Source organism: Thermodesulfobacteriota bacterium (assembly GCA_034189135.1).
In the GTDB taxonomy this organism is placed as follows: domain Bacteria; phylum Desulfobacterota; class Desulfobacteria; order Desulfobacterales; family JAUWMJ01; genus JAUWMJ01.
The window spans coordinates 24,926-46,932 of sequence record JAXHVO010000028.1; the positions used below are offsets into that span (position 1 = coordinate 24,926).

The 22,007-nt window shown below is 43.1% G+C and carries 18 protein-coding genes; 12 read left to right on the top strand and 6 right to left on the bottom strand.

Going from position 1 to position 22,007, the window contains the following annotated elements; all coding sequences use genetic code 11:
- The first annotated feature begins 49 nt into the window (after window positions 1–49).
- The 3 genes from SWH54_04085 to SWH54_04095 all read left to right on the top strand — a co-directional run bounded on the left by SWH54_04085 (window position 50) and on the right by SWH54_04095 (window position 3,744).
- Entirely contained in the window at window positions 50–361 is a 312-nt protein-coding gene (locus tag SWH54_04085) for a DsrE family protein (GenBank protein MDY6790431.1), read from the top strand.
- Window positions 362–506: 145 nt separating this feature from the next.
- Window positions 507–2,183 (top strand): ChaN family lipoprotein, encoded by a 1,677-nt coding sequence (locus SWH54_04090; GenBank protein MDY6790432.1) that lies wholly within the window; start codon window positions 507–509, stop codon window positions 2,181–2,183.
- 343 nt (window positions 2,184–2,526) lie between these two features.
- Window positions 2,527–3,744, top strand: a complete 1,218-nt coding sequence (locus SWH54_04095; protein ID MDY6790433.1) for an aspartate kinase — start codon at window positions 2,527–2,529, stop codon at window positions 3,742–3,744.
- Window positions 3,745–3,794: 50 nt separating this feature from the next.
- Here the strand turns inward: SWH54_04095 and SWH54_04100 are convergent, their stop codons facing one another.
- The 4 genes from SWH54_04100 to SWH54_04115 are packed head-to-tail and all read right to left on the bottom strand — an operon-like array spanning window position 3,795 to window position 8,102.
- Complete coding sequence (locus SWH54_04100; protein ID MDY6790434.1) at window positions 3,795–4,895, bottom strand: efflux RND transporter periplasmic adaptor subunit; 1,101 nt, start codon at window positions 4,893–4,895, stop codon at window positions 3,795–3,797.
- A 2-nt stretch (window positions 4,896–4,897) separates the two neighbouring features.
- Window positions 4,898–6,163, bottom strand: a complete 1,266-nt coding sequence (locus tag SWH54_04105) for an ABC transporter permease (protein MDY6790435.1) — start codon at window positions 6,161–6,163, stop codon at window positions 4,898–4,900.
- A gap of 19 nt (window positions 6,164–6,182) precedes the next feature.
- Entirely contained in the window at window positions 6,183–7,412 is a 1,230-nt protein-coding gene (locus SWH54_04110; protein MDY6790436.1) for an ABC transporter permease, read from the bottom strand.
- Between the two features lie 21 nt (window positions 7,413–7,433).
- Entirely contained in the window at window positions 7,434–8,102 is a 669-nt protein-coding gene (locus SWH54_04115) for an ABC transporter ATP-binding protein (GenBank protein ID MDY6790437.1), read from the bottom strand.
- 330 nt (window positions 8,103–8,432) lie between these two features.
- Between SWH54_04115 and SWH54_04120 the strand changes: the two genes are divergently transcribed.
- From SWH54_04120 to SWH54_04135, 4 genes are all read left to right on the top strand, one after another.
- Entirely contained in the window at window positions 8,433–8,942 is a 510-nt protein-coding gene (locus SWH54_04120; protein ID MDY6790438.1) for a PocR ligand-binding domain-containing protein, read from the top strand.
- Between the two features lie 42 nt (window positions 8,943–8,984).
- On the top strand, window positions 8,985–9,386 hold the full coding sequence (locus SWH54_04125) for a hypothetical protein (GenBank protein ID MDY6790439.1): 402 nt from the start codon (window positions 8,985–8,987) through the stop codon (window positions 9,384–9,386).
- A gap of 551 nt (window positions 9,387–9,937) precedes the next feature.
- Window positions 9,938–10,201, top strand: coding sequence for a hypothetical protein (locus tag SWH54_04130; protein MDY6790440.1), 264 nt, complete (start codon window positions 9,938–9,940; stop codon window positions 10,199–10,201).
- Between the two features lie 3 nt (window positions 10,202–10,204).
- Entirely contained in the window at window positions 10,205–11,329 is a 1,125-nt protein-coding gene (locus tag SWH54_04135; protein ID MDY6790441.1) for a cyclic nucleotide-binding domain-containing protein, read from the top strand.
- On the opposite strand, the gene SWH54_04140 is transcribed toward SWH54_04135, so the two are convergent.
- A complete protein-coding gene (locus tag SWH54_04140) occupies window positions 11,326–11,628 on the bottom strand; it encodes a hypothetical protein (GenBank protein ID MDY6790442.1) in 303 nt (100 codons plus the stop codon). The genes SWH54_04135 and SWH54_04140 overlap by 4 nt on opposite strands.
- 500 nt (window positions 11,629–12,128) lie before the next feature.
- On the opposite strand from SWH54_04140, the gene SWH54_04145 reads away from it, so the two are divergent.
- From SWH54_04145 to SWH54_04155, 3 genes are all read left to right on the top strand, one after another.
- Window positions 12,129–13,466, top strand: coding sequence for a PAS domain S-box protein (locus tag SWH54_04145; GenBank protein ID MDY6790443.1), 1,338 nt, complete (start codon window positions 12,129–12,131; stop codon window positions 13,464–13,466).
- 614 nt (window positions 13,467–14,080) lie between these two features.
- Window positions 14,081–16,486, top strand: a complete 2,406-nt coding sequence (locus SWH54_04150; protein MDY6790444.1) for a 3-hydroxyacyl-CoA dehydrogenase NAD-binding domain-containing protein — start codon at window positions 14,081–14,083, stop codon at window positions 16,484–16,486.
- A 12-nt stretch (window positions 16,487–16,498) separates the two neighbouring features.
- Complete coding sequence (locus SWH54_04155; GenBank protein MDY6790445.1) at window positions 16,499–17,683, top strand: thiolase family protein; 1,185 nt, start codon at window positions 16,499–16,501, stop codon at window positions 17,681–17,683.
- A gap of 472 nt (window positions 17,684–18,155) precedes the next feature.
- Here the strand turns inward: SWH54_04155 and SWH54_04160 are convergent, their stop codons facing one another.
- A complete protein-coding gene (locus tag SWH54_04160) occupies window positions 18,156–19,028 on the bottom strand; it encodes a HesA/MoeB/ThiF family protein (GenBank protein MDY6790446.1) in 873 nt (290 codons plus the stop codon).
- Between the two features lie 581 nt (window positions 19,029–19,609).
- On the opposite strand from SWH54_04160, the gene SWH54_04165 reads away from it, so the two are divergent.
- Together SWH54_04165 and SWH54_04170 are read left to right on the top strand one after the other, a co-directional pair.
- Window positions 19,610–20,494 (top strand): ABC transporter ATP-binding protein, encoded by an 885-nt coding sequence (locus SWH54_04165; protein ID MDY6790447.1) that lies wholly within the window; start codon window positions 19,610–19,612, stop codon window positions 20,492–20,494.
- Between the two features lie 168 nt (window positions 20,495–20,662).
- A complete protein-coding gene (locus SWH54_04170; protein MDY6790448.1) occupies window positions 20,663–21,712 on the top strand; it encodes an ABC transporter permease in 1,050 nt (349 codons plus the stop codon).
- The last annotated feature ends 295 nt before the right edge of the window (window positions 21,713–22,007 follow it).

The window sequence follows — 22,007 nt, forward strand, 5'->3', positions numbered from 1 at the left end:
AAAGAAATGTTGCTCTTAATAAATCATTTATCAAAAGAGGGGGCTTGTGATGAATGTGCTATTCATTATTTCTACAGACGATGCAGAAACAGCTTATAATGCGATGAGATTGGCCAATGTAGCCGTCGAAAAAGGAGATGACACAAGTGTGTTTATGCTTGGGAGGGGAGTTCTTTTTGAACAGGGCAGCACTGAACAGTTCAATGTAATGGAGCAGATAAACCAATTTGAAGGTGATTTTTACGTCTGAGGGGTGTGCATGAAATCCCACGGTCTGGAGGGATCAAGCACTTGCCCCATTGGCTGGATGGATGATCTCTATGAACTGTCTATGGAAGCGGATAAGGTTTTCACATTTTGAAATAGGCGGTATTTGGCATAAAAAGGCTTCCGTGCGGATGGCTAAAAGCCGGCGCTGTAATGGAATGCTTTTATATAACCCCAAAAAGACAATATCGATTTATGGTAGTATATTTTGATGATAAACATCCAAAGGTAAGACCCGTATGACAAAGCTAAGAGACCAGCTGATCCGAATTCAAAAAAAGAATTATCGCCGAAACGTCAATTTGGTTCGTGAAAGTTCAGGGTATAACCCTGGAATTAAAATTTATGAAAAAGAGTATCTCCGCCATTTAAAATCGTATGAGGAGGTTTCCCATAAAACAGAACTGATTCAAAAGGTGATGGCGGCGGATTTGGTCTATCATGGCGACTATCACACGCTAAAACAATCTCAACATTCCGTACTTCGTATACTCAGAGAAATTAAGGACAAAAGGGATATTATTCTATGCCTGGAAATGTTTCACGGACGGGACCAAAAATATATCGATCGGTTTATGGCCGGTGAATTATCGGAAAAGATGTTTCTGGAAAGAATCGATTATGCCAGAAAATGGCCCTTTCACTGGGATAACTGGCGTCCCATTATTTCCTTTTGCCAGGACAATCAAATCCCCATTTTGGGTATTAATACCGAAATGGATGATGCCAAGGGGATTAAAAGATTAAGGAAACGCGATCAATATTCAGCCCGGATTATCGCCAAAGCCTTGATTAAGAATCCCGGCAAATTGATTTACGTGGTGGATGGTGATTATCATATTTCCCCCGATCATCTTCCCCAAAATGTGGAAAACTTGCTAAAACTGCTGGACGAGTCTGCAAAAACCATTTTTATTTTCCAGAACGCGGACAACCTTTACTGGAAGCTATGCAGCAAAAACCTGGAAGAATCGGATGTTCTCAAAATCAATGACAACAAATACTGTGTGATGAATACCATGCCGGCCAATAAGATCCAGTCCTATTTAAACTGGCTTGAGTATTCCAAAGACGCCTATTTCCCAGTGCACCAGGATTGGGAGGATGATGCTTTTGAGGACAGAGGCCAAATGGTGCATGAAATGGTGTCCACCCTCGCTAAAATCCTTAAACTGGATTTCCCTGAGGATGCCCTGGAGAAATTGACCATTTATTATCCGAACAATCTGGATTTTATGGAGTTTGTTCATGGCACTCCCCAGTTCAAGGGCCAGCTTAGACTCATCCGAAGTAAGATAAAAAAAGAAGAGGGATTTTTACTGGAATATGAGGTTTCAGGTGAAGCTGCGTATGTTATCTACCTGGCAAACTCTAACATTAACATGGCTGCCGAGGAAGCCGCTCATTTTTTAAATATCGTGCTCAGGGGACCTTTGAAAAAACCGGTCAGCGCTCTTGATCGCTTTTACCGGAGTGCAATCACCGAATGTCTGGGATTTTTCGGCAGCAAGTTTATCAATGAAAAAAGAAAGTCGCATTCAGAGAATTCCATCAGAATGTTGTTAGGTCAGGCAAAGCGTGGTGAACTTAAACATACCGACCAGGATATCCTGCAGGTGGCCCGGTACATTTTACAGCATTTTTATCTTCAGAGAAAAACGTCTTCTTCTGCGGAATTCATCAATAAATTTTTTCTCCAGTATAACAGTCAGTCTGCGGTTAATCGAATGCTCAGCACCCAGCTGGGTTATATCCTGGGTAACAAGCTCTACTATGCGCTGAAAAGGGGAAAATTTTCCTTGAAAAGAATCCAGGGATATTTTTGCAACCCCTTTGATCAGCCGCTGGAAGCCTTTAACAGCTATCTTGAAATAAGCAATCGGGTTAAAAAGGTAAAACATGTGAGTCGATTATAAGAGAAAGATCATTTCTAAAAGAGGTGGTGGGATCATAAGGATTCAAGGGTTCAAGGAGTCAGGGGCTCGAGTGAAAATCACCGAAAACAAATACATATAGAAAAATTCATGGCTCTTGTAACCATATTTTTATATAGATATACTTTGAAAATATTAGGAGTAAGGGCAGAGAAAACGTAAGTGTTTATGCCATCTGTATCAAACCATTTTCATTCACTTGAACCCTTGACCCCTTGGATCCTCGAATCCTTTACATCAGCTAATTTGGAAGAGAACCGAAAAGAATAGAAATAACAAAGAAAAAGAGTTGGTTTACTAACGGGAAAATGGAAAATTATCATAAATGACCTGTATCGTACAGAAATACGGCGGCAGCAGTGTTGCCGATGTGGATAAACTGCGTAAAATCGCCGGTCTGATCGCCGAAGTGAAACGTCAACAAATCGATGTCGCCGTGGTGGTTTCGGCCATGGGGAAAACCACCGACAATCTTTTGTCCATGGCTCGCAACCTTTCCCCTAGGCCCCCAAGACGTGAAATGGATATGCTCCTTTCCACCGGAGAGCGAATAACCATGTCACTGCTATGTATGGCTCTGCATGAGCTAGGTATTGATGCAGTTTCACTGACAGGTTCCCAGGCTGGAATTATCACCAACGATCGGCACAACGACGCACAGGTGATCGAAGTCCGCCCTTTCCGTGTACAAGATGAAATGGCCAAAGGAAAACTGGTGATCATCGGCGGATTCCAGGGGGTGAGCTATAAGCGGGATATTACCACCCTGGGTCGCGGTGGGTCGGATACCACCGCGGTCGCTCTGGCGGCAGCGTTGGATGCCGAGCGCTGCGAAATTTACTCGGATGTGGATGGTGTGTATTCGGCCGATCCGTCAGTGGTGGCCGACGCCCGCCATTTGCCGGAGGTTTCTTACCCGGAGATGCAGGAGATGAGCACAGCCGGTGCCAAGGTCCTCAACGCCCGTGCTGTACAATTCGCTAAGGAAAAAAATATTGCCATCTATGCGCGCAGTTCCTTCCAACCCGGCAAAGAGACCATCATCCGCAGGCTTTCACCCGGTGCGATCATCGGGGTACAGGCGGTGGTCAGCGAAAAGCGCGTTGAGCGCATTCGGCTAAGCGGAAGTCATGTTCTGCATCGTTTTAGCCGGGTGTTGTCCTATCTGGAATCCGAGCAGGTGCCGGTAAAAGAGGTGAATGTCACCCGGATCGCCGATGACGGGGATCAATCAAAAGCTTCCTTTGTTGTGTCTGCCGGTCATATTTACGGATGGGAACAAATTAAGGACGTTATGAAAGGAAAAGCCGGTTTCGATATGATCATCGATGGCGATCTGGCAACGGTGTCCCTGATTGGCGAAGGGCTGAATCGCAACAACCGGACATTGCTGGAAACCATCGACCTTTTGAAGAGTCATGATATCTCCGTGTCCGGGGTGACCACCACTTCATTCAGGATTTCGCTGCTGGTACCCCGAAACCAAATAGATGAAAGTGTTCAACTTTGCCATGCCCGCTGGGTGTTAAACGGCCTTGGGTAGGTATCGGGCAGACAAACAAATGCCCGGAGACCACCTATTTTAAAACCGCCTCAATTCACTTTTTTTTTTACTTTATTCCAGACTTTTATTTTGTCGTTTTTTGATAGTCCGTTAACGATTTCAATATGAATACCATCTGAAAGCCCGACCTCAATATATCTTTTGGTAAATTCCTGGGGTTGGCTTTCGACTTCCACGTATAGCCGGTCTCCTTCAAATTGCAACAGGCTTTCATTGATGGCCAGCACACTGTCTTTTTTTTCCAGTACAATGTCGGCATTGGCGCTGTAGCCGGCTCTGATAAAATGAGACTGTTTCAGCTTCATCTTGGCTCGTATTTCAAACTGTATGGCCCCTTCCTCTGCCACCCCTTTGGGTGAAATATATTCTAAAACAGCGTCAAATTTTTCCTTTTCCACAGCACCGACCGAAAGGATTAAATCCATACCTGCTTTTATTTTTCCCACTTCGGATTCATCCACTTTGCCTTGAAAAATCATTTCCATCATATCGGCAATCACCGCGATGGTGGTCCCGGCGTTAAAGTTGTTGGTTTCAATCACAGACTTGCCTTCTTTAACCGGAATATCCAGAATCATTCCGTCGATGGTTGATCGGATCAGTGTATTGGTTTCTTCACCGGGTTTTTTGGTCACTCCGGCTTTAATTAACTGCAAATTGTTGTCAGCTGCATCCATTTCTTCTCTGGCACTGTTGTATGCCATTTCATATTCCTGATATTTAGCGGCGGATATTATTTTCTTTTCATGTAATTTCTTTTGCCGCTCGAGCTCCCTGTTGGCATCATCGAGATTGATTCGGGCCAGATTTAATCTGGCCTCGGCATTATTTAGGCTGATCATATTTGGAATCACCCTAATTCTGGCAATCAGGTCATCTTTTTTCACTTTATCGCCGGGCTCTACAAAGATTTCTTCAAGAATGCCCGATATTTGAGGCTTTATTTCAATTTCTTTTCTGGGGACAATAGATCCTGTGGCCACCGTTTTTTTGACAATATTAGTTATAAAAGGGCTTCGAGTTTCAAAAACGACCGGTTTTTTACGGGATTTATGATACAAAAATAAAAGGGTGCCCAAAAAGACAACTAAGACTAAAATCAGGCTCAGGATTTTAAGAAATACTTTCATTGTTATGCGTTCCTTATGGCATAGACCGGTTTGATGCTTACCGCCCGGTGAGCGGGAATCATACCGGCTAAAATTCCGGAAATAATAAGTACGATTAATGCAATGACGGCAATCTGGAAATCAACTTCCGGGTTTTGGAACATATCAGTGGAACGTCCAAACATTTTCAACCCCTTTGAAACCGTTTCCAGCATCCCCACGCCGGCCACCAGGCCGAAGTATCCGGCAAAAGCGGTTAATAAAACAGATTCCAGGATGATGTTACTTATAATTTTCCAGGGTGTGGCACCCACCGCCCTCCTGATACCGATTTCCCTGGTTCTTTCCTTAACGATGACAAGCATGATATTACTGACCCCGATAATGCCAGCAATCAAAGTCATTGTTCCCACAAACCAAACCAGTATTCTAATCCTACGAAATAAACCCACAAACTTGAGGAATTCTTTTTCGGTATTCCAGTGTCCGAAGGCCAGGGTATCATTCGGAGCCACATGATGGCGAGCCGCAAGAAGAGCAATGGCTTTTTTTTCTACCTTAGAAACCGGAACATCCTTCACCGATGTCAAGGAAAACCAGCTGACACGGTTTCCGAAATTAAATGCCTGCTGAAAGGTGGTAAAAGGGATAAAAATTGCCTGGTTTTCTTCTTCTTCCTCATCCCCCACCGCCTTGCTGTTAAATACACCGACCACTTTAAAATGAACTCCCTGTATCTTTATATATTTTTCGATCGGTTTTTCTCCGGGACCAAATAATATTTTATACACCCGGTTTCCGATGACGGCCACTTTACGTTTTTCTTTAAGGTCCAGGTGATTCATAAATCGGCCGTCAGTGATATCCATCAGTTTGATGAAATAAATTTCAGGGAAATCGCCATAAATACTAAAAGCCCCGTTCTTTTCTCCTCTATTTACATTGTTGATTCCCCGATGGCCACCCAGTTTATTCCTGGGAGCAATGTATTTAATTTCAGGTATATTATCTTTTAACGCTTTAATATCGTCATTGTTAAATCTAAACCGTCTTCCTTGGGGAAATCCTTTATAAGAAATGGTGGTTTGTCGTGGCCAGATAAATACGCTGTTGGTGGCTATTTTTTTAAAATCTTTGATGGCACCGTTTTGCAGACCGTTTCCGCTACCCAGCATAATAATCAGCATAAACACGCCCCAAAAAACTCCAAATGCAGTTAAGACTGCACGCAATTTGTTTTTTTTTAAAGCGCTGAATATTTCCTGCCAATTGTCTTTATCGAAAATCATATTTAAAAACCAACAGTTTCTATTCCTCCAGCAGAGCCTCCACTGGTTTTATATTGGCCGCTTTTCGAGCAGGGATCAATCCTGCCAACGATCCTGCGATGACCAGCAGTATGATAGCCCCTATGGCTGCTTGAAAATTGACTTCCGGGTTCTGGAAGAATTCGGTTTTTGGCAAATATTTTGCGGCCAGTTCAATGGCAGCCACTCCGGTGACCAGACCGATGTAACCGGAGATCGACGTGATCATAATGGCTTCGGTTAAAACTAAGGTGACAATAGACAAAGGAGTGGCTCCTAAAGCCTTTCGAATGCCGATTTCTTTGGTTCTTTCTTTGACTGCGATAAGCATGATGTTACCGACCCCCACAATGCCGGCAACAATGGTTCCGATTCCGATAATCCATATGAAAATCCTGATCCCCTTGAACAAGGTTATAAATTTTTGATAGAATTTTACATTATTCCAGATATTGACTGCTTTTTCATCATCTACGGAAAAGTTGTGACGTACAGCCAGTTGTTTACGCACCATGTTTTCTATGTCCAGGCTTTCTTTTACCGAAGCATCACCTAAAGTAAATGCAAACATATGAATCCGGTTTGAACCGTTGAAAACCCTCTGTGCAGTTGAAATGGGAAGGTATATCAGACTCACCACGCGTTCTTCTTCATCGGAAAAAACACCCACCACTTTAAAGGGGATTGAATTGATATTGATGTATTTGTCCAGAGAAGATTCCTTTTTAAATAGCAATCTTTCCACTTCGGTTCCGATGATCGCCACTTTGCGAAATTGATCAATATCAATCTGATTGATGTGTCTTCCCTTGACCATGATGGTATTTTCCAGATATTGATGCGCAGGATGGCACGAAATAATGTTAAACGCACCGGTTTCATTCCGGTAGGTAATCTTATTATTCCCCCACCGGTAAAATCTGGCGGTAATATGTTCAATTCCTTTTAGAATTTTTTTTGCATCTTCATAATCGGCATTGGTAAACCTTATACTTCTACCGGGTTGGAGACCTTTATGGGGAATGCTTGTCTGTCCTTTGCGGACCCAGACACTATTGGTGGCATCTTTGAAAAGGTTTTTGACACCCTTTTCCAGTCCTGTCCCTGATCCCAGTAATATGATGAGCATAAAAATTCCCCAGGATACGGCAAAACCGGTGAGGAAAGTCCTCAACCTGTTTTTTTTAATGGTACTGAAAATTTCCTGGAATTTATCAAGGTCAATGATCATTTTTGTTCAGCAATCCGGTGTTTATTGGTGATTTTGAATACGGCCATCTTTTAAACGAATCACCCTGTCCGTTCGGTCGGCGATATCATGCTCATGGGTGACAATCACTATGGTGATGCCTGTTCGGTTGATGGTTTTAAAAAGATCAATTAACCCATAAGATGTTTCGGTATCCAACGCCCCGGTCGGTTCATCGGCTAAAATAACTTTTGGATTGGTTACAATCGCCCGTGCCACAGCCACCCGTTGCTGCTGCCCCCCGGACAGTTCCCCCGGCAGATGTTCTGCCCACTGGTAAATGCCCATTTTGTCCAGGTATTCCAGAGCGATCTTGTTTCTTTTTTTTCGGTTCATTCCCTGATAATAAAGGGGAAGAGCCACATTTTCCATGGCGTTTTTAAAGGGGATGAGATTAAAAGATTGAAACACAAAGCCTAAAATTTCATTTCGAAAATGAGCAGCTCTGGTTTCACTCATATTGCTTATCAGGGTATTATTTAAACGATATTCTCCGGAGTCATAAGAATCGAGTATTCCGATTATATTGAGCAAGGTTGATTTTCCTGAGCCTGACGAGCCCATAACGGAAACCAATTCTCCCTTTTCAATATGAAGATCAATTCCCTTCAATACGTGGAGGCGATTGGTGCCGGTGATATAGGACTTGTGTAGATGGCTCAATTTTATCATGGTTAAGTTATGTTACACTGGCACTCAGTCTGATCACGGCAAGACCTGATTAGTAACTAACACCTTTAATTTAATCAGAAATAAACTTCAGCCTTATTTTGCATATGTAACGAATATGACTTATTTGGGGTAAAAAATCAACAGTTAGCAATTTATGTGTCAATCGTATTGGGTAACACAGATAAATCATTGGTTATAATCAAAGAAAAAGAGATGGTTGACAAGACAACCGGTAGCCGATATTTTATTTTACAGTGCGACCCATTTATTTGATTCTTCGTCGGTTTGTTATGATCGGTCGAAAACAAGAAAAAGGAAGGAGCAATCAACATGACACTGATGGACCTGTTAAGTGAAGAGGAATGGAATGACTTTGTAAAAGACCTCCACCAAAAATTCGGTATATGCTGTTCGGTTTCGGATACGGAGGGTGCCCATGTGAGTCATTATGAAAACTGGTGCAACCGGATTTGCCCGGTCATTAAACAGAAACCCGAGTCAATCGCGGCCATCTGCGCCGTGGCGGCGCAGAATTTTACTTCGGAGACACAAAAGACAAAAAAACCGATGGTCGGGGAGTGCGACATCGCCCTGAAAAAGGTGGCTGTGCCGATTTTCGTGGGCGATACCTTTCTTGGTACGGCCGGTGGATGCGGCCTTCTCCCCGAGAACGGGGAAGTGGAGGAATTCATGATTCAGAAGGTTACCGAACTGGATGAAAAAAAGATTTCCGAGCTGACCACAGGCATCGAGATAATGACCGAAACCCGGGCACAAGAGTTTGCGGACTACATTACTGCACGTATTGCAGAAATTGTAAGCAAGTATGAATCGAAATAAACCATGATGCTTTGTATAGGTTACTAATAGGAGGCAGGAGTTATGCAGGAGATGGAAAATCTGATTGAATCCTGGCAGGATACCAACGGGATGAAAAACGTATTCATCAGGCTCAAAGACTTTCTGGGGACTCAACAGGAAGCCAACCTTTCATTCAATGCCCGACCGGGGGTCAGTTACTCACTTCGTGCGGTACATCCGGACCAGAAAGATCGATCCTTGTATGTGATGGCAGATGTGGTGGACGATGACCCGGATGACCGGTGGTTGTCGGTGTGTTTTTTTGGAGACATGATTACAGACCCCGAAGAAAAAGGGGACTTGATTCCCGGCGGTTTGCTGGGTGAGGATGGCTACTGCTTCGACATAACCGAACCAGACGACAAGCTGACAGCGTATGTGGAAGCCAGGATCGAGGAGGCGTATCACAGCGCAGGAGGATAGAGTCGATTCTGACGAATTGAAATTGTTTCTTACCCCAGGCCATTCAAGTTGCGACCATTCAAAATGGTCTCAACGCAATTCAGACCGGGGAGTATTATGAACTTACCGGTAATTGGACGATTTCCTCAAAGTGTGGCTTTAATAAAAAAAAGGGCATTATATTGACATCAACCATTAAGACAGACCAACGCCAGAGAAAGGATTATGCGATGTATCACCGAAAAATAGGGCATTAACGGCAAACAGTATAATTGCAGGTTTCATTTCTCCCATTCATTTTTACTCCCGCAAAAGGCAACCAACCCTCCGTTCATTTTCGACTAAAACGAACGCATACGGGGGAGGCTGATGTAAAATGGTAATTTTTTAGAGTCTTTACCTATCTGCCTGCCCTGTTAAACCTTTTTATATCTAACCGGATATTGCTGTACCAAATATAAAATATGCAGTTGACAATATTTTCAGCTTAACTGTTGCTTTTTATTGAAAATAGGAGTAAAGTTCATCTGTTTTTCATAAATCCAGGGTATCTCTGAGTGAAATATGGAAAGATGAAAATTTTCAATAAAAAAAAGCAGTTTGTCGCTGATGATGAAAATTTTATCACTCTGGTACAGGTGCTGCAAGAAGATGATAAAATTCGAAGTAAAGTCGAGCCGATTCTTTCCATGAATCCATTTAACAGAAAATCCGCTTTAAATACATGGCTGGAACAACTCAAATTGCAACAGGCACCGGAAAAATTTATGGCTTTGCTTTCCTGCCTGCTTGATGATGATATTGCAAAGAGACTTCTTCAGGTACTCAAGGAGTGATTTTTGGACGAGAAGATTAACGGGCAAAAGAGTATTGCCGGGCACATTATCGACGGTTCAATCACCATTGATTCCGTGTCTGATTTTGAAAGCATGCTCGGTCTTTTTCCTGACAATCCGGCTCTTTTTAATGCTTTTGGCGATTTGCTGGTTAAAAAAAAGTCCTATAAAGCGGCTGCCAGAGCATATGGAAGAGCGGCCGGTCTTTTTTTTGATTCCGGCATGATGTTCCCTGCCATACTATCTAAAGTTCTCCAGTGGCGCATAATCAAGCCCACCCTTCATGAAGTTCGTCCTTTTTTTGCCAATCTTCAAAGGACCCACTTTAGCCCTTCGTTATTAAAAAATTTTTTTAAAAGCCTGTCATTTCCAGAGATGGTTTCCATCACAAACCGTTTAATAAAAGTTCGCCTGCCTTCCGGTGACGTTTTTAAAAAGATAGGGGATGTTGAAAATTATCTTTATTTTATTGCATCCGGCACCCTGAAAGAAACGACCTACCAGCCATTAAGCAGGGATGAAAAAAAACACAGAAAATCAATTGTTTACCTGTCGGCAAACGATATTGTGGGTGATATTTATCCTTTTGAAGAGGAAAAATTGTCTCAATCCTACACGGAGGCGGTTACCTCCGTGGAGATGGGGAAAATATCAAAAAAGGGTCTAATCACGGTTTGCACCAGATATCCCAATGTGGCGCATTCCATAATTAAACTGTTTAAAGACCGCAAGGCAAGCAGGAAAAAATCCTCCCGGTCGGCCAGAAAGTCCAGCCGTCATTCTTTGCCTTTAAAAATGAAGTTAAAAATCCGGCCCAAAGAAGCGGGTTATCCCCCGTTTATTCTTGACGGTTTTTCCCGGGACATCTCGGTGGGGGGAGTTTGTGTCGTTTTGGATGCCAAACATAAGAATGTTGTACCTATAGCAAAGAACATTCAAGACGCAGGGGTAACCATTTACATACCCGGCGGAGGGTTTACCCTCAACGTTTCAGGTACGGTTGTATGGAGCAGGGGAGTGATCAGCAAAGGTAAGAAAACTCTGGCCCTGGGAATTAAATTTAAAGGGATGACTCCGAAAGTTAGCGGTTTGCTGGTGGTTTTTGCCGATATGCTGTATAAGATTTAATAATTTTCATAGTCAAACTTGGCTTCAAGTTCCTGCTTTTTCCCTTCGGTCAGTTTGCCGATATCCACCAGCAGATCTCCGATACCGGCTTCACGGAGTAGATCAATTTTCATAATGTCTTCAGACCGTTTGGTGGTGACATTAAAAAAAGTATATTCAAGGGTAAGGTATGATTTTTTCAGCAGGTCAAAATCTATGCTATTATTTATTGAGTAAAAAATGATATGATAGCTTGAAACAAAGTAGCCCAGGACAAGAAAAAGGCCGATGAAAATGTAGCTTTTTATTCTCTTTAGCAATGTTTATTCCCTTACTGTTAAGCTAAGATTTCCAAACGTTCCCTTTTGGCTCCCGTCAGTGGCGGGAAACGATTGAAAACCGTCTCTAAGGTTTGGGGTGTCATTCCGATCAGGCGGGAGTATAACCGGACCATTTGGTAAAAGAAAAATATTTTCTTATTATGAAACTAATTTTATATAAGCCGGTCATTTTTCTGCTATAGTTGTTGGGTTAAATGCCGATATAATCCTATAGATAAGCATTTTATTTTTATTTTAGCAATTTTCATGGTTATAGTCAACAGCAATGCGTCTGATCGTTGAAAACCCGTATTGCGGGAGGCAAAACGATTGGCTTCGGCATATGACAGGCAAAGTCCATATGAACAAGGGCCGATGAAAAGCCATAATGTTTTACATAGATAAATATATGTGATATTGAGGTGTTAATGGATTCGTTAAAAGCAAAAATTGCTTTTAAACTTAGCAGCAGTTCACCTTGGTGGTCGGAGAACTTCGATATGAAAAACCTGATTAAAAACCGTGTAAGTGTGGCAGATTCCATGATTGTGGTGGGAATTTTGCTCGCTGCAGTATACTGGGCCATTGAAGCTGTTTTAAATCTTTTTACCACACGTAAAGTTGACATTTTTTATCAGCTGTTTCCCACCCAGGTAGATGAGATCTGGCCGCGGATAGTCGTATTATGCCTGTTTGTGATTTTTGGCTCCCACGTTCGTTTTACCATAAATGAACGAAAAAAAGCCGAACAAGCGTTGACGGTCAGTGAAAAAAAGTACCGCAACATTTTAGAGAGCATTGAAGAGGGTTATTTTGAGGTTGATCTAAAGGGTAATTTTACTTTTTTTAACGATTCAGTTAGCAGGATACTGGGTTATTCAAGAGAAGAATTAATGGGCATGAACAACCGGGCATTTACGTCCCCTGATGCGGCAAAGGAAATGTTTCAGGTCTTTAACAAGGTGTATCATTCAGGAAATACCGCCAATATTGCAGAGTATGAAGTCATCAACAAAGACGGCAGCATAAAGTATGTTGAGTTTTCCGTTTCCCGCATGCAAGTCAAGGAAAGCCTCCCGACAGGTTTCAGAGGGGTCGCCCGCGATGTGACCGAGCAATTAAAAGCGGAAAAAGAAAGAAGGAAACTGCAAAAAGAACTGCTTAGCGCAAGGGCTGCAACCATTCTGGGCCTCGCAAAGCTGGCGGAATACAGGGATAAAGGAACAGGCGCACATCTTGAAAGAATAAGGGAATATGCAAAGATAATTGCTTTGGAAATGGCCGGACTGCGGCCCTATAAAGGCTATATTACCGAAAAATACATCGGGGATATCTATCAGTCGTCCATTCTTCACGATATAGGAAAAGTCGGCATACAGGATTCGGTGCTGTTGAAACCCGGTAAGCTCAGTGCCGAAGAGTTCGAAATAATAAAGAAACATACGGTGCTGGGTGGCGATGCGTTGGCCGAAATTGAATCTCAGACCGAAGGCCGCTCGTTTCTTATTCTGGGCAAGGAGATTGCCTATCACCATCATGAGAAATGGGATGGAACCGGATACCCAAAAGGCCTTAAGGGTCAGGATATTCCTCTTTCAGCCAGAATAGTTGCCATTGCTGATGTTTATGATGCCCTGACCACCAAACGATTTTACAAAGAGGCTTTTACCCATAAAAAATCGAGGGAAATTATTATCAGCCTGAAAGGGAGTCATTTTGATCCGGATATAGTGGATGCTTTCCTGGCCAATGAAAAAATATTCAGCAGGATATGTACGGAAAGGCGAACGGAAGAGATGGCCCTTCCGGAACAGCCGGAAGAGATGTCCGTGCATTAGCGCCCATTAGAAAACGCTTCTTAAAGAGTAAAGAAATACCCCTCTCGGAACAACCTGAACAGATTTTGCTGCAATAGACATTTGACAGCATCATAACGACCATTTGTGGTTCATTTCAGTCGGCAGGTGGCTTTTATATCGCAAGCTTGCGCCATACAAAGTATTTTCCCTATTTCCCCACTTTTTTCAACTAATAAATGAATCTTTATTCAGCGGTTTCTATATATCCCTTCAATAGTTTTAAATAATATTTTTATGAGGTCGATGCAATATATAATTTTATAACTTATAGATTTTTAAATCAAAATTAAATATTCAAATTATTGTTTCCCGTCAAGGAATTTACTTGACAGGCAAATAACCTTTCTGATAAATGAATGAATATTCATTCATATAACGAGCCAGTTTCAAAACCTTTCAGCCCGAAGTCTGCGCTTATCTGTCCAAGGTCAAGGAGGGTGATCCGCCTGAGGCGGATTAACCACAGGAATACATGTAGTATTTCGCGGATTAAAATGTTAGCCTGACACAGAGATTGGGCAGATAAGCGTAGACTTCGAAATGGGACGTTTTGAAACTGGCTCTATCGTTAATAATTTATCCAGGAGGCTATTATGAATAGAAAAATCAGATCGGCCGCGGTTATCGGTTCAGGAGTGATGGGGGGAGGAATAGCTGCCCTCTTGGCCGGAGCCGGCGTTAAGACTTTATTACTGGACATCGTTCCCTTTGATTTGAAAGATGATGAGAAGAATGACCCTGCCGCACGCAACCGGATCGCAAAAGCCGGACTTGACACGGTTCTTATGTCTATGCCGTCTCTTCTTATGCAGAAAAAGGATGTCGATCTCATTTCCATCGGCAACCTTGAAGATGATTTTGCTAAACTGGCGGATTGTGACTGGATTGTGGAAGTGGTGGTTGAGAACCTGAAGATCAAAAAAGACCTTTTCCAACGGATCGAAACGGTAAGAAAAAAAGGTACCATTGTCTCTTCCAACACATCCGGGATTCCTTTGAAGGCGATGTCGGAAGGCTTGAGCTCTGAGTTCCGTCAGCATTTTCTGGGCACTCATTTTTTTAACCCTGTTAGGTATATGAAGCTGCTTGAGATTATTGCAGGAGAGGAAACACTGCCTGAAATCGTTGAATTCATGGCCGATTACGGGGAAAGGATTCTTGGTAAGGGGATTGTGTGGGCCAAGGATACCCCGAACTTTGTGGGAAACAGAATCGGTGTTCAGGGGATTACAAAGGCAATGCAGCTTATGCTTGAGGATGGGCTCACCATCCCGGAAGTGGATGCGCTGTTCGGACCGGCCATGGGAAGGCCGAAAACAGCCATGTTTAAAACTACCGACCTGGTCGGTCTCGATACCATGGGGCATGTGGCGAAAAATACCTATGATCTGGTGAAAGATGACGAGGCCAGGGAAAGCTTTGTTATACCGGAATTCGTGGATAAAATGATTGAAACAAACCTGCTGGGTAAAAAAACACAAAGCGGGTTTTATAAAACGGATCTGACGCCTGAATGGAAAAAAATTCGTAAAGTGATAAATCCTGCCACCCTTGAATATGCGGAATATGAACCGCCTGATTTTCCCTGCCTTGCCGAGGCAAAAAAGGCGGCTACACTTCCCGACAAAATAAAGGCCATTTTGTACGGTGAGGATAAGGGAGCAAAATTTGCTTGGAAAGCGGTTGCCAACAATCTGATCTATGCCGCCAATAGGATACCCGAAATTTCAGATACCATTGTTGATATCGACAATGCCATGAAGTGGGGATTCAACTTTGAAATGGGGCCTTTTGAGGCCTGGGATGTCATCGGTGTGAAAGAATCTGTGGAAAGGATGAAAAAAGAAGGTTTAACAGTACCGCAACTGGTTACCGGGATGCTTGAATCCGGTGGCACATCTTTTTACAAGTCTGAAAACGGCAAGGTTTTCTTTTATGATTTTAAGTCAAATGACTACCGGGAACAGGTGGTAAGTAAAAACATTATTTCTCTTAAAGCGCTCAGGGGTGCGGACAAGGTGGTCCGGACATGCAATTCGGCCTCTCTGATCGATATCGGAGACGGGGTTTTCTGCTGTGAATTCCACACCAAGATGAACGCGTTAAATGGTGAGATTATTGATTTTATAGGAGACGTACAAGACTATATTGACGAAAACGGCGTCGGCTTGGTTATCGGAAACCAGGCCGGTGGGATGCCGGGCGCTTTTTCAGCGGGTGCCGATCTGGCGTTTGTTCGGAATCTGGCAAAAGAGAAAAAATATGCTGAAATTGAGTCATTTTTACAAAAAGGCCAGTCAGGCATTCAAAAGGGAAGGTATGCCCCATTTCCGGTTGTGGCCGCACCATACGGGATGACCCTTGGGGGCGGATGTGAAACGTGCCTCGGCGCCGACAGGATTGTCGCGCATGCCGAGCTGTATATGGGTCTTGTGGAAATAGGTGTGGGTCTTCTTCCGGCGGGTGGCGGTTGCCTGAACCTGTGGAAAAAATTTATCAGTACCATACCGGAGGCAGTCACCGATGTCGATCTGGCAAAATTCTTTGTTCCGGCATTTATGGCCATCGCCATGGCCAAGGTTTCCATGTCTGCTGCGGAGGCAAGAGCCAACGGATTCTTAGGGCCGACGGACAGAATCGTATTTAACCGGGATTACCTGATCGGCGAGGCCAAAAAGGAAGTCTTAAAGATGGTTGATGAAGGTTATGCACCACCGGTCAAGAGAAAAATCAGGGTTTTTGGCGAATCGGCTCATGGAATGATTAATGCTGAGATCCTTAACATGGTGAGTGCAAAATTTGTCAGTGAATATGATGCATTTCTGGCCAAACGGATTGCCTATGTTTTAAGTGGCGGAGAGGTTCGGGCCAACAGCGAAGTGGACGAAGATGTTATCCTTAAGCTTGAAAGGGAGGCATTCATCGATTTTATTAAAGAAGAAAAAACGATTGCCAGAATTGATCATATATTAGAGACCGGTAAGCCGCTTAGAAACTAAGGAGGAAATGTCATGAAAGATGCATATATAGTAACATCAGTCAGAACCCCCGGGTGCAGAAGAAACAAGGGCGCATTTAAAGATACCAGACCGGAAGATCTTCTGTCTTTTATTTTATCTGCCGCTGTTGAAAAAACGGAAAACCTGGAAAAAAAAGATGTGGACGATGTCATGATCGGTTGTTCTTTTCCTGAAGCCGAGCAAGGTTTGAATATCGGAAGAATGGCAAGTCAGATTGCAGGTTTTCCCATTGAAGTTTCCGGTGCGACGGTAAACAGGTTCTGTTCGTCCGGGCTGGAAGCGATTTCTTTGTCATGTTTGCGGGTGATGGCAGGATGGTCTGATGTCACCATTGGTGGTGGAATAGAATCCATGACCTACGTTCCCATGGGGGGGTATCTTCCGAGGCCTCATCCTGAAATCACCAAGAAGTATGCCGACCTTTATTCTTCAATGGGAATTACGGCAGAGAATGTGGCTAATCGGTATAACATATCCAGGGAAGACCAGGATGAATTTGCCTATCATTCCCAGATGAAAGCATCCAAAGCCAAGGCGGAAAAGCTTTTTACCGAGATCGTACCGACTCCTGCAGCACGGTTCGTTCAGCAGGAGGATGGCACATACCGAAAAGAGACATTCCTGCAGGATTTTGATGACGGTATCCGGGAGTCAACCACAAAGGAGGGACTGGCGAATTTACGGGCGGTTTTTGCCGCCAACGGTTCCGTTACCGCAGGCAATTCCTCCCAGACTACAGATGGAGCTGCGGCAACCGTGATTATGTCCGAAGAGAAGGTAAAGGAACTGGGAGTAAAACCCATTGCAAAGTTGAAATATTATACCACCATCGGCTGTGAGCCTGATGAGATGGGTGTGGGACCCAGGTATGCCATTCCCAAACTGATGAACATGGCAGGAATGGAATTCAAGGACATCGGGTTGTTTGAAATAAATGAAGCCTTTGCTTCCCAGGCGCTGTACTGTATCAGAGAGCTTGGCTTAGACAATGATATGGACAAGATCAATATCCACGGCGGGGCGATTGCTCTGGGTCACCCCTTGGGATGCACAGGTGCAAAACTGTGTGCCACGCTTCTTGCCAACATGAAGGCAAAAGGGGTTAAATACGGTGTCGAATCCATGTGCATCGGCGGAGGAATGGGTGCGGCAGCACTTTTTGAACTTTGTGATTAACATCATTCATCACTGAATACGCAGAGATCACAGAGAATATTTTGTTTTATTAATTAAAGGTAGGGGGCGATCTCTGCTAATTTCGTCCGGGGAATAGCCCATCGCCCGCTGTGATCATTAACAATATTATTTGAGAGTTGACATACGGCAGCTATCTCGCTGAGATCAAATTTGAACCAGCCCCGGCAGACAGGATCCCACGGCGGCAATGATCGTCTCTGTCTGTATGGATTTAACGCAGAGGATAGGGGGCGGCTGCAAGATTTTAAACGAATTTGTTAATGATCACAGCGGGCGATGGGCTATTCCCCGGACGAATCGCTGACAATCATTAAAACGCAGACGGTTCACCAAAAAGTCTTTTAGGAGAAACTCTCCGATCCCTTAATTCGTTATCTCTGTGAGTTCAGTGTCCTTTGTGGTAAAGGCGTTTTTCCCTAACGGTCTTCAGCCTTAAACCTATCCACCTGAGTTATAGTTCAAACTTATTAAACTGTCCGGTTTCAAGGTCCACATGGACCATGGTCTTTCTTAAAAGATTTCCTCGTTTCAGAATGATTTTAAGCACTTCCATTGCCTGGAGTGTGGCCATAAAAGCTGGTGTCACCGCCGGCACACCAAGTATTGCTTCAGGGCTTTTTCGATTATTCTTCTCAGCCTGATCATCTCCATACAATGACTTCAAACCCGGATCGTCCGGGAAGATGGTCATCACCTGTCCTTCAAAGCCTGCCACAGCGCCGTGTACCATTGGAATTTTCAGCCTTTTGGCCGACTCTTCCACAACGAACCTGTCTGAAATATTATCGAGTGCATCCACCACCACATCGACGCCGTCCAGTATTTGATCGACATTGGAAGTGTCGATGTTCACCATAAGGGGGGAAACAATCACACCGGGATTAATATATCCTATAATACGGGCGGCTGTTTCGGACTTGGAAAGTTCTATGGATTCCGTGCTGGATAATGCCTGGCGATTTAAGTTTGTTTCATCAAAAACATCCCCATCGCTGATGACCAGATGACCGATTCCAAGTCTTGACAGGGATAAAATCAACTGTCCCCCAAGGCCGCCGGCTCCAATTACGGCCACCTTCGATTTTGCCAGAATGATTTGTTCCTTGAGAGTAATTGCCTCCCTGTTGCGAAGATAACGATAAGGATATATCCTCAGGTTCATGGCTTCCAGATAAATGTCATGAATGCTGCAACGACATTTATCCGCCAGTTTTAACGCTTGATTGTCTTCCATGACCTGGGCCAGCCGTCCTGCCGGGTCGGTAACTTCTATAGAATACTCTTGAATGAGTTCGGCCAGTCTGGTTTTATTATTTGTATTCATTTTTATTCAGTTTTAGAACTATATTTTTCGGGCGTGGATTCTCTATTTTTTACGAAACCGCTTGAATTACTTATGGTACATTTAGGCTTAAACCGTCAAGAGTATTTTTTGATAAACGACTATCAAAAAACGATTTTAAGCAGATTTTGAAGTTTGCTGGCTTTCGACTATTGGATTGAAAACAACCCTGGAAAACAGGAGGTGATAAAAAAATAGCAACCAATATTTTTGGGTGATTTTCCCAGTAAACCTGATATGATTGTTTTAATATTTTCATTGTATTATGGTTTGGCTCATTTCCCGGTTGGTTGCGGGTAATTAAGGCAAAATGAATGAGTGATCTTCCATTGAACGGGTGTGAGACGAAAAGGTACCAGAGGGCAAGAGTTGGGGTGATGCGTTAGGTAACAGTCGCACAACAATGTTGTTGAATGACAAAGGACTGCATATTTCGAAAGGAATATTTTCCCTAGTTTAACTTCGTGCGCGAATATATCAAAGTATTCTCCGGATTTTTGCTTTAATAACAAGGAAAGATTTTACATTTTTTACAAAATATTTAATGAATCGGAGGGTTAAGAATGACCACCATTCTTGAGATCAAAAAATTAAAAAAGAATTACGGTGAACTGACCGCGGTCAATGAGGTTAGTTTTACCATCAGGCGGGGGATCTGTTTTGGACTGCTCGGACCCAATGGGGCAGGAAAAACAACCGCCCTGGAAGTGATCGAAGGAATCCTTCCCCCCACATCCGGTGAGATTTTGTACAAAGATAAACCGCGTTTTCGCTCTTTTAAAGAAGAGGTGGGAATCCAGTTCCAGCAGACCTCATTGCTCGCCTATCTGACGGTTCATGAGACGCTGAAGACCTTTGGTACTCTTTATTCCCGGAAAGACAACCTTGATAAAATTATAGAGATGTGCCACCTGCAGGATATTCTGGACCAGAAGAATGATAAAGTGTCCGGCGGCCAGAAGCAGCGGCTGTTGATTGCCATCGCTTTAGTCAATAACCCGGAGTTGATATTTCTGGATGAACCGTCCACCGGGCTGGATCCCCAGGCCAGGCATAACCTGTGGGAAATCGTGAAAACCATCAAGACCCAGGGAAAAACAGTGGTACTGACCACACACTATATGGAGGAGGCTGAATACCTGTGTGATGAAATCGCAATTCTGGACCACGGAGAAATCATTGCCCATGGCAGTCCCCAGGAATTGATAAAAACCTATTGTAAATCCTCATCTGTTTTACTCCCGATGAAGGATATTGAATCCAGGATTTCCGATTTGCCATATGCCTATCAAATCGTAGATGGTCTGGTTGAAATTCAGGTGGATGATATCAAGGAATGTTTTAATACAATGATGAAAAAAAACATCCCCTTTAAAAATGTCAGGGTGTATACTCCCAATCTTGAAGATGTATTTCTGACTTTGACGGGTCGTAAGTTAAGAGAGTAATATAAATTTGATGGCGTCGCAAAAAGGTATTTTTCACCACTGAGCTCACTGAGAACACAGAGAATATTATTTTTTGTTAATTAATTATCTCTATGCCCTCCGTGTTCTCAGTGGTAAGTATGATTTCTTACAAAGCCATCAATTTTGTATTCTTGCAGGTAATAGAATATGAATGTCACACGTATTTTAGCGATTTTAAAAGCGAGCAATTACGAATTTTTTCGGGATAAAGGCTTACTGGGATGGAACCTGCTTTTTCCGTTTTTGATCGTGGTTGGGTTTGGCCTGATCTTTGGAGGGGGAAATCGGCCAGATTATAAGGTCGGTGTTTTTCCCTATACAGCAGAAAATGTCATCCAAGCGGAATTAAACCTGCCGGAAGAATTTAAAAATGAAGCATCCATTGAATTTATCGCATTTCCAAATTTTGAAATTGGATTGGATAAGCTAAATCACCATAAAATCGATATGCTGGTAAATCTGAAATCCGAGGAATTCCAATACTGGGTGAGCAGTTCCTCTCCCAAAGGGTATATTGTTGAAAAATTGTATTATTCCAGCCTCATTCCGCAAAATATGAAACAACTGGGTAAAAAGCAGGTGATTCAGGGAAAAGAAATTCGTTATATTGATTTTTTGTTTCCCGGAATTCTGGCCATGAATATGATGTTCAGTGCCCTTTTCGGAGTGGGGTATATTATCGTGCGTTATCGGAAAAACGGGGTTTTAAAACGCTTAAAGGCCACGCCGCTAACCGCCCTGGAATATCTCACCGCTCAAACTATTTCCCGTTTGATTATACTGACATTTATGGTTGTTATCATCTGGATCGGATGCGACCTGATATTTTCATTTAATGTGGAGGGGTCTTATTTTGATTTGGTCATTGTTTTTTTGACCGGAGGCTTTTCGCTGATTTCCCTGGGAGTGATTGTCGCCTCCCGTGGCACCAATGAAGAGTTGACATCAGGGATTCTTAACTTTCTGACCTGGCCCATGATGTTTTTATCTGAAGTCTGGTTTTCCATTGAAGGTGCGCCGCAGTGGTTAAAAATGTTTGCCAATATTTTCCCCCTGACCCACCTGCTGCGTGCCGCACGCAAAATTATGAATGACGGCCAAAGGCTTTTTGATGTGATCCCGGAGATATCCATCCTGTTGATAATGACTGCGGTATTTTTAGCCATTGGTGCATCACTGTTTTCATGGAGAAAGTAGGAAAAAATAAGCTTAAGAACATTTTTATACTGTTTCTTATGTGGTTCAAGATAACCGCATTTGGAAATAGTGCTACCTTAAACCCCTCCTCTTAAACTGATTTTATTTTTCCAAATGCGGTTACCCCGTCATGTCTTTTATCTTTGATTGACAATATGGACAAAAGCTGTTTAGTTAGTGTCGATCCATAAATAGACAAATTTACTACTGAACGACAGGTCAAAATAAGATGCCGGTTCAGAATAGTACAAAGTCGGGATCGAATTCGTTCCGAAAATGAGCATATGCTCAAAAT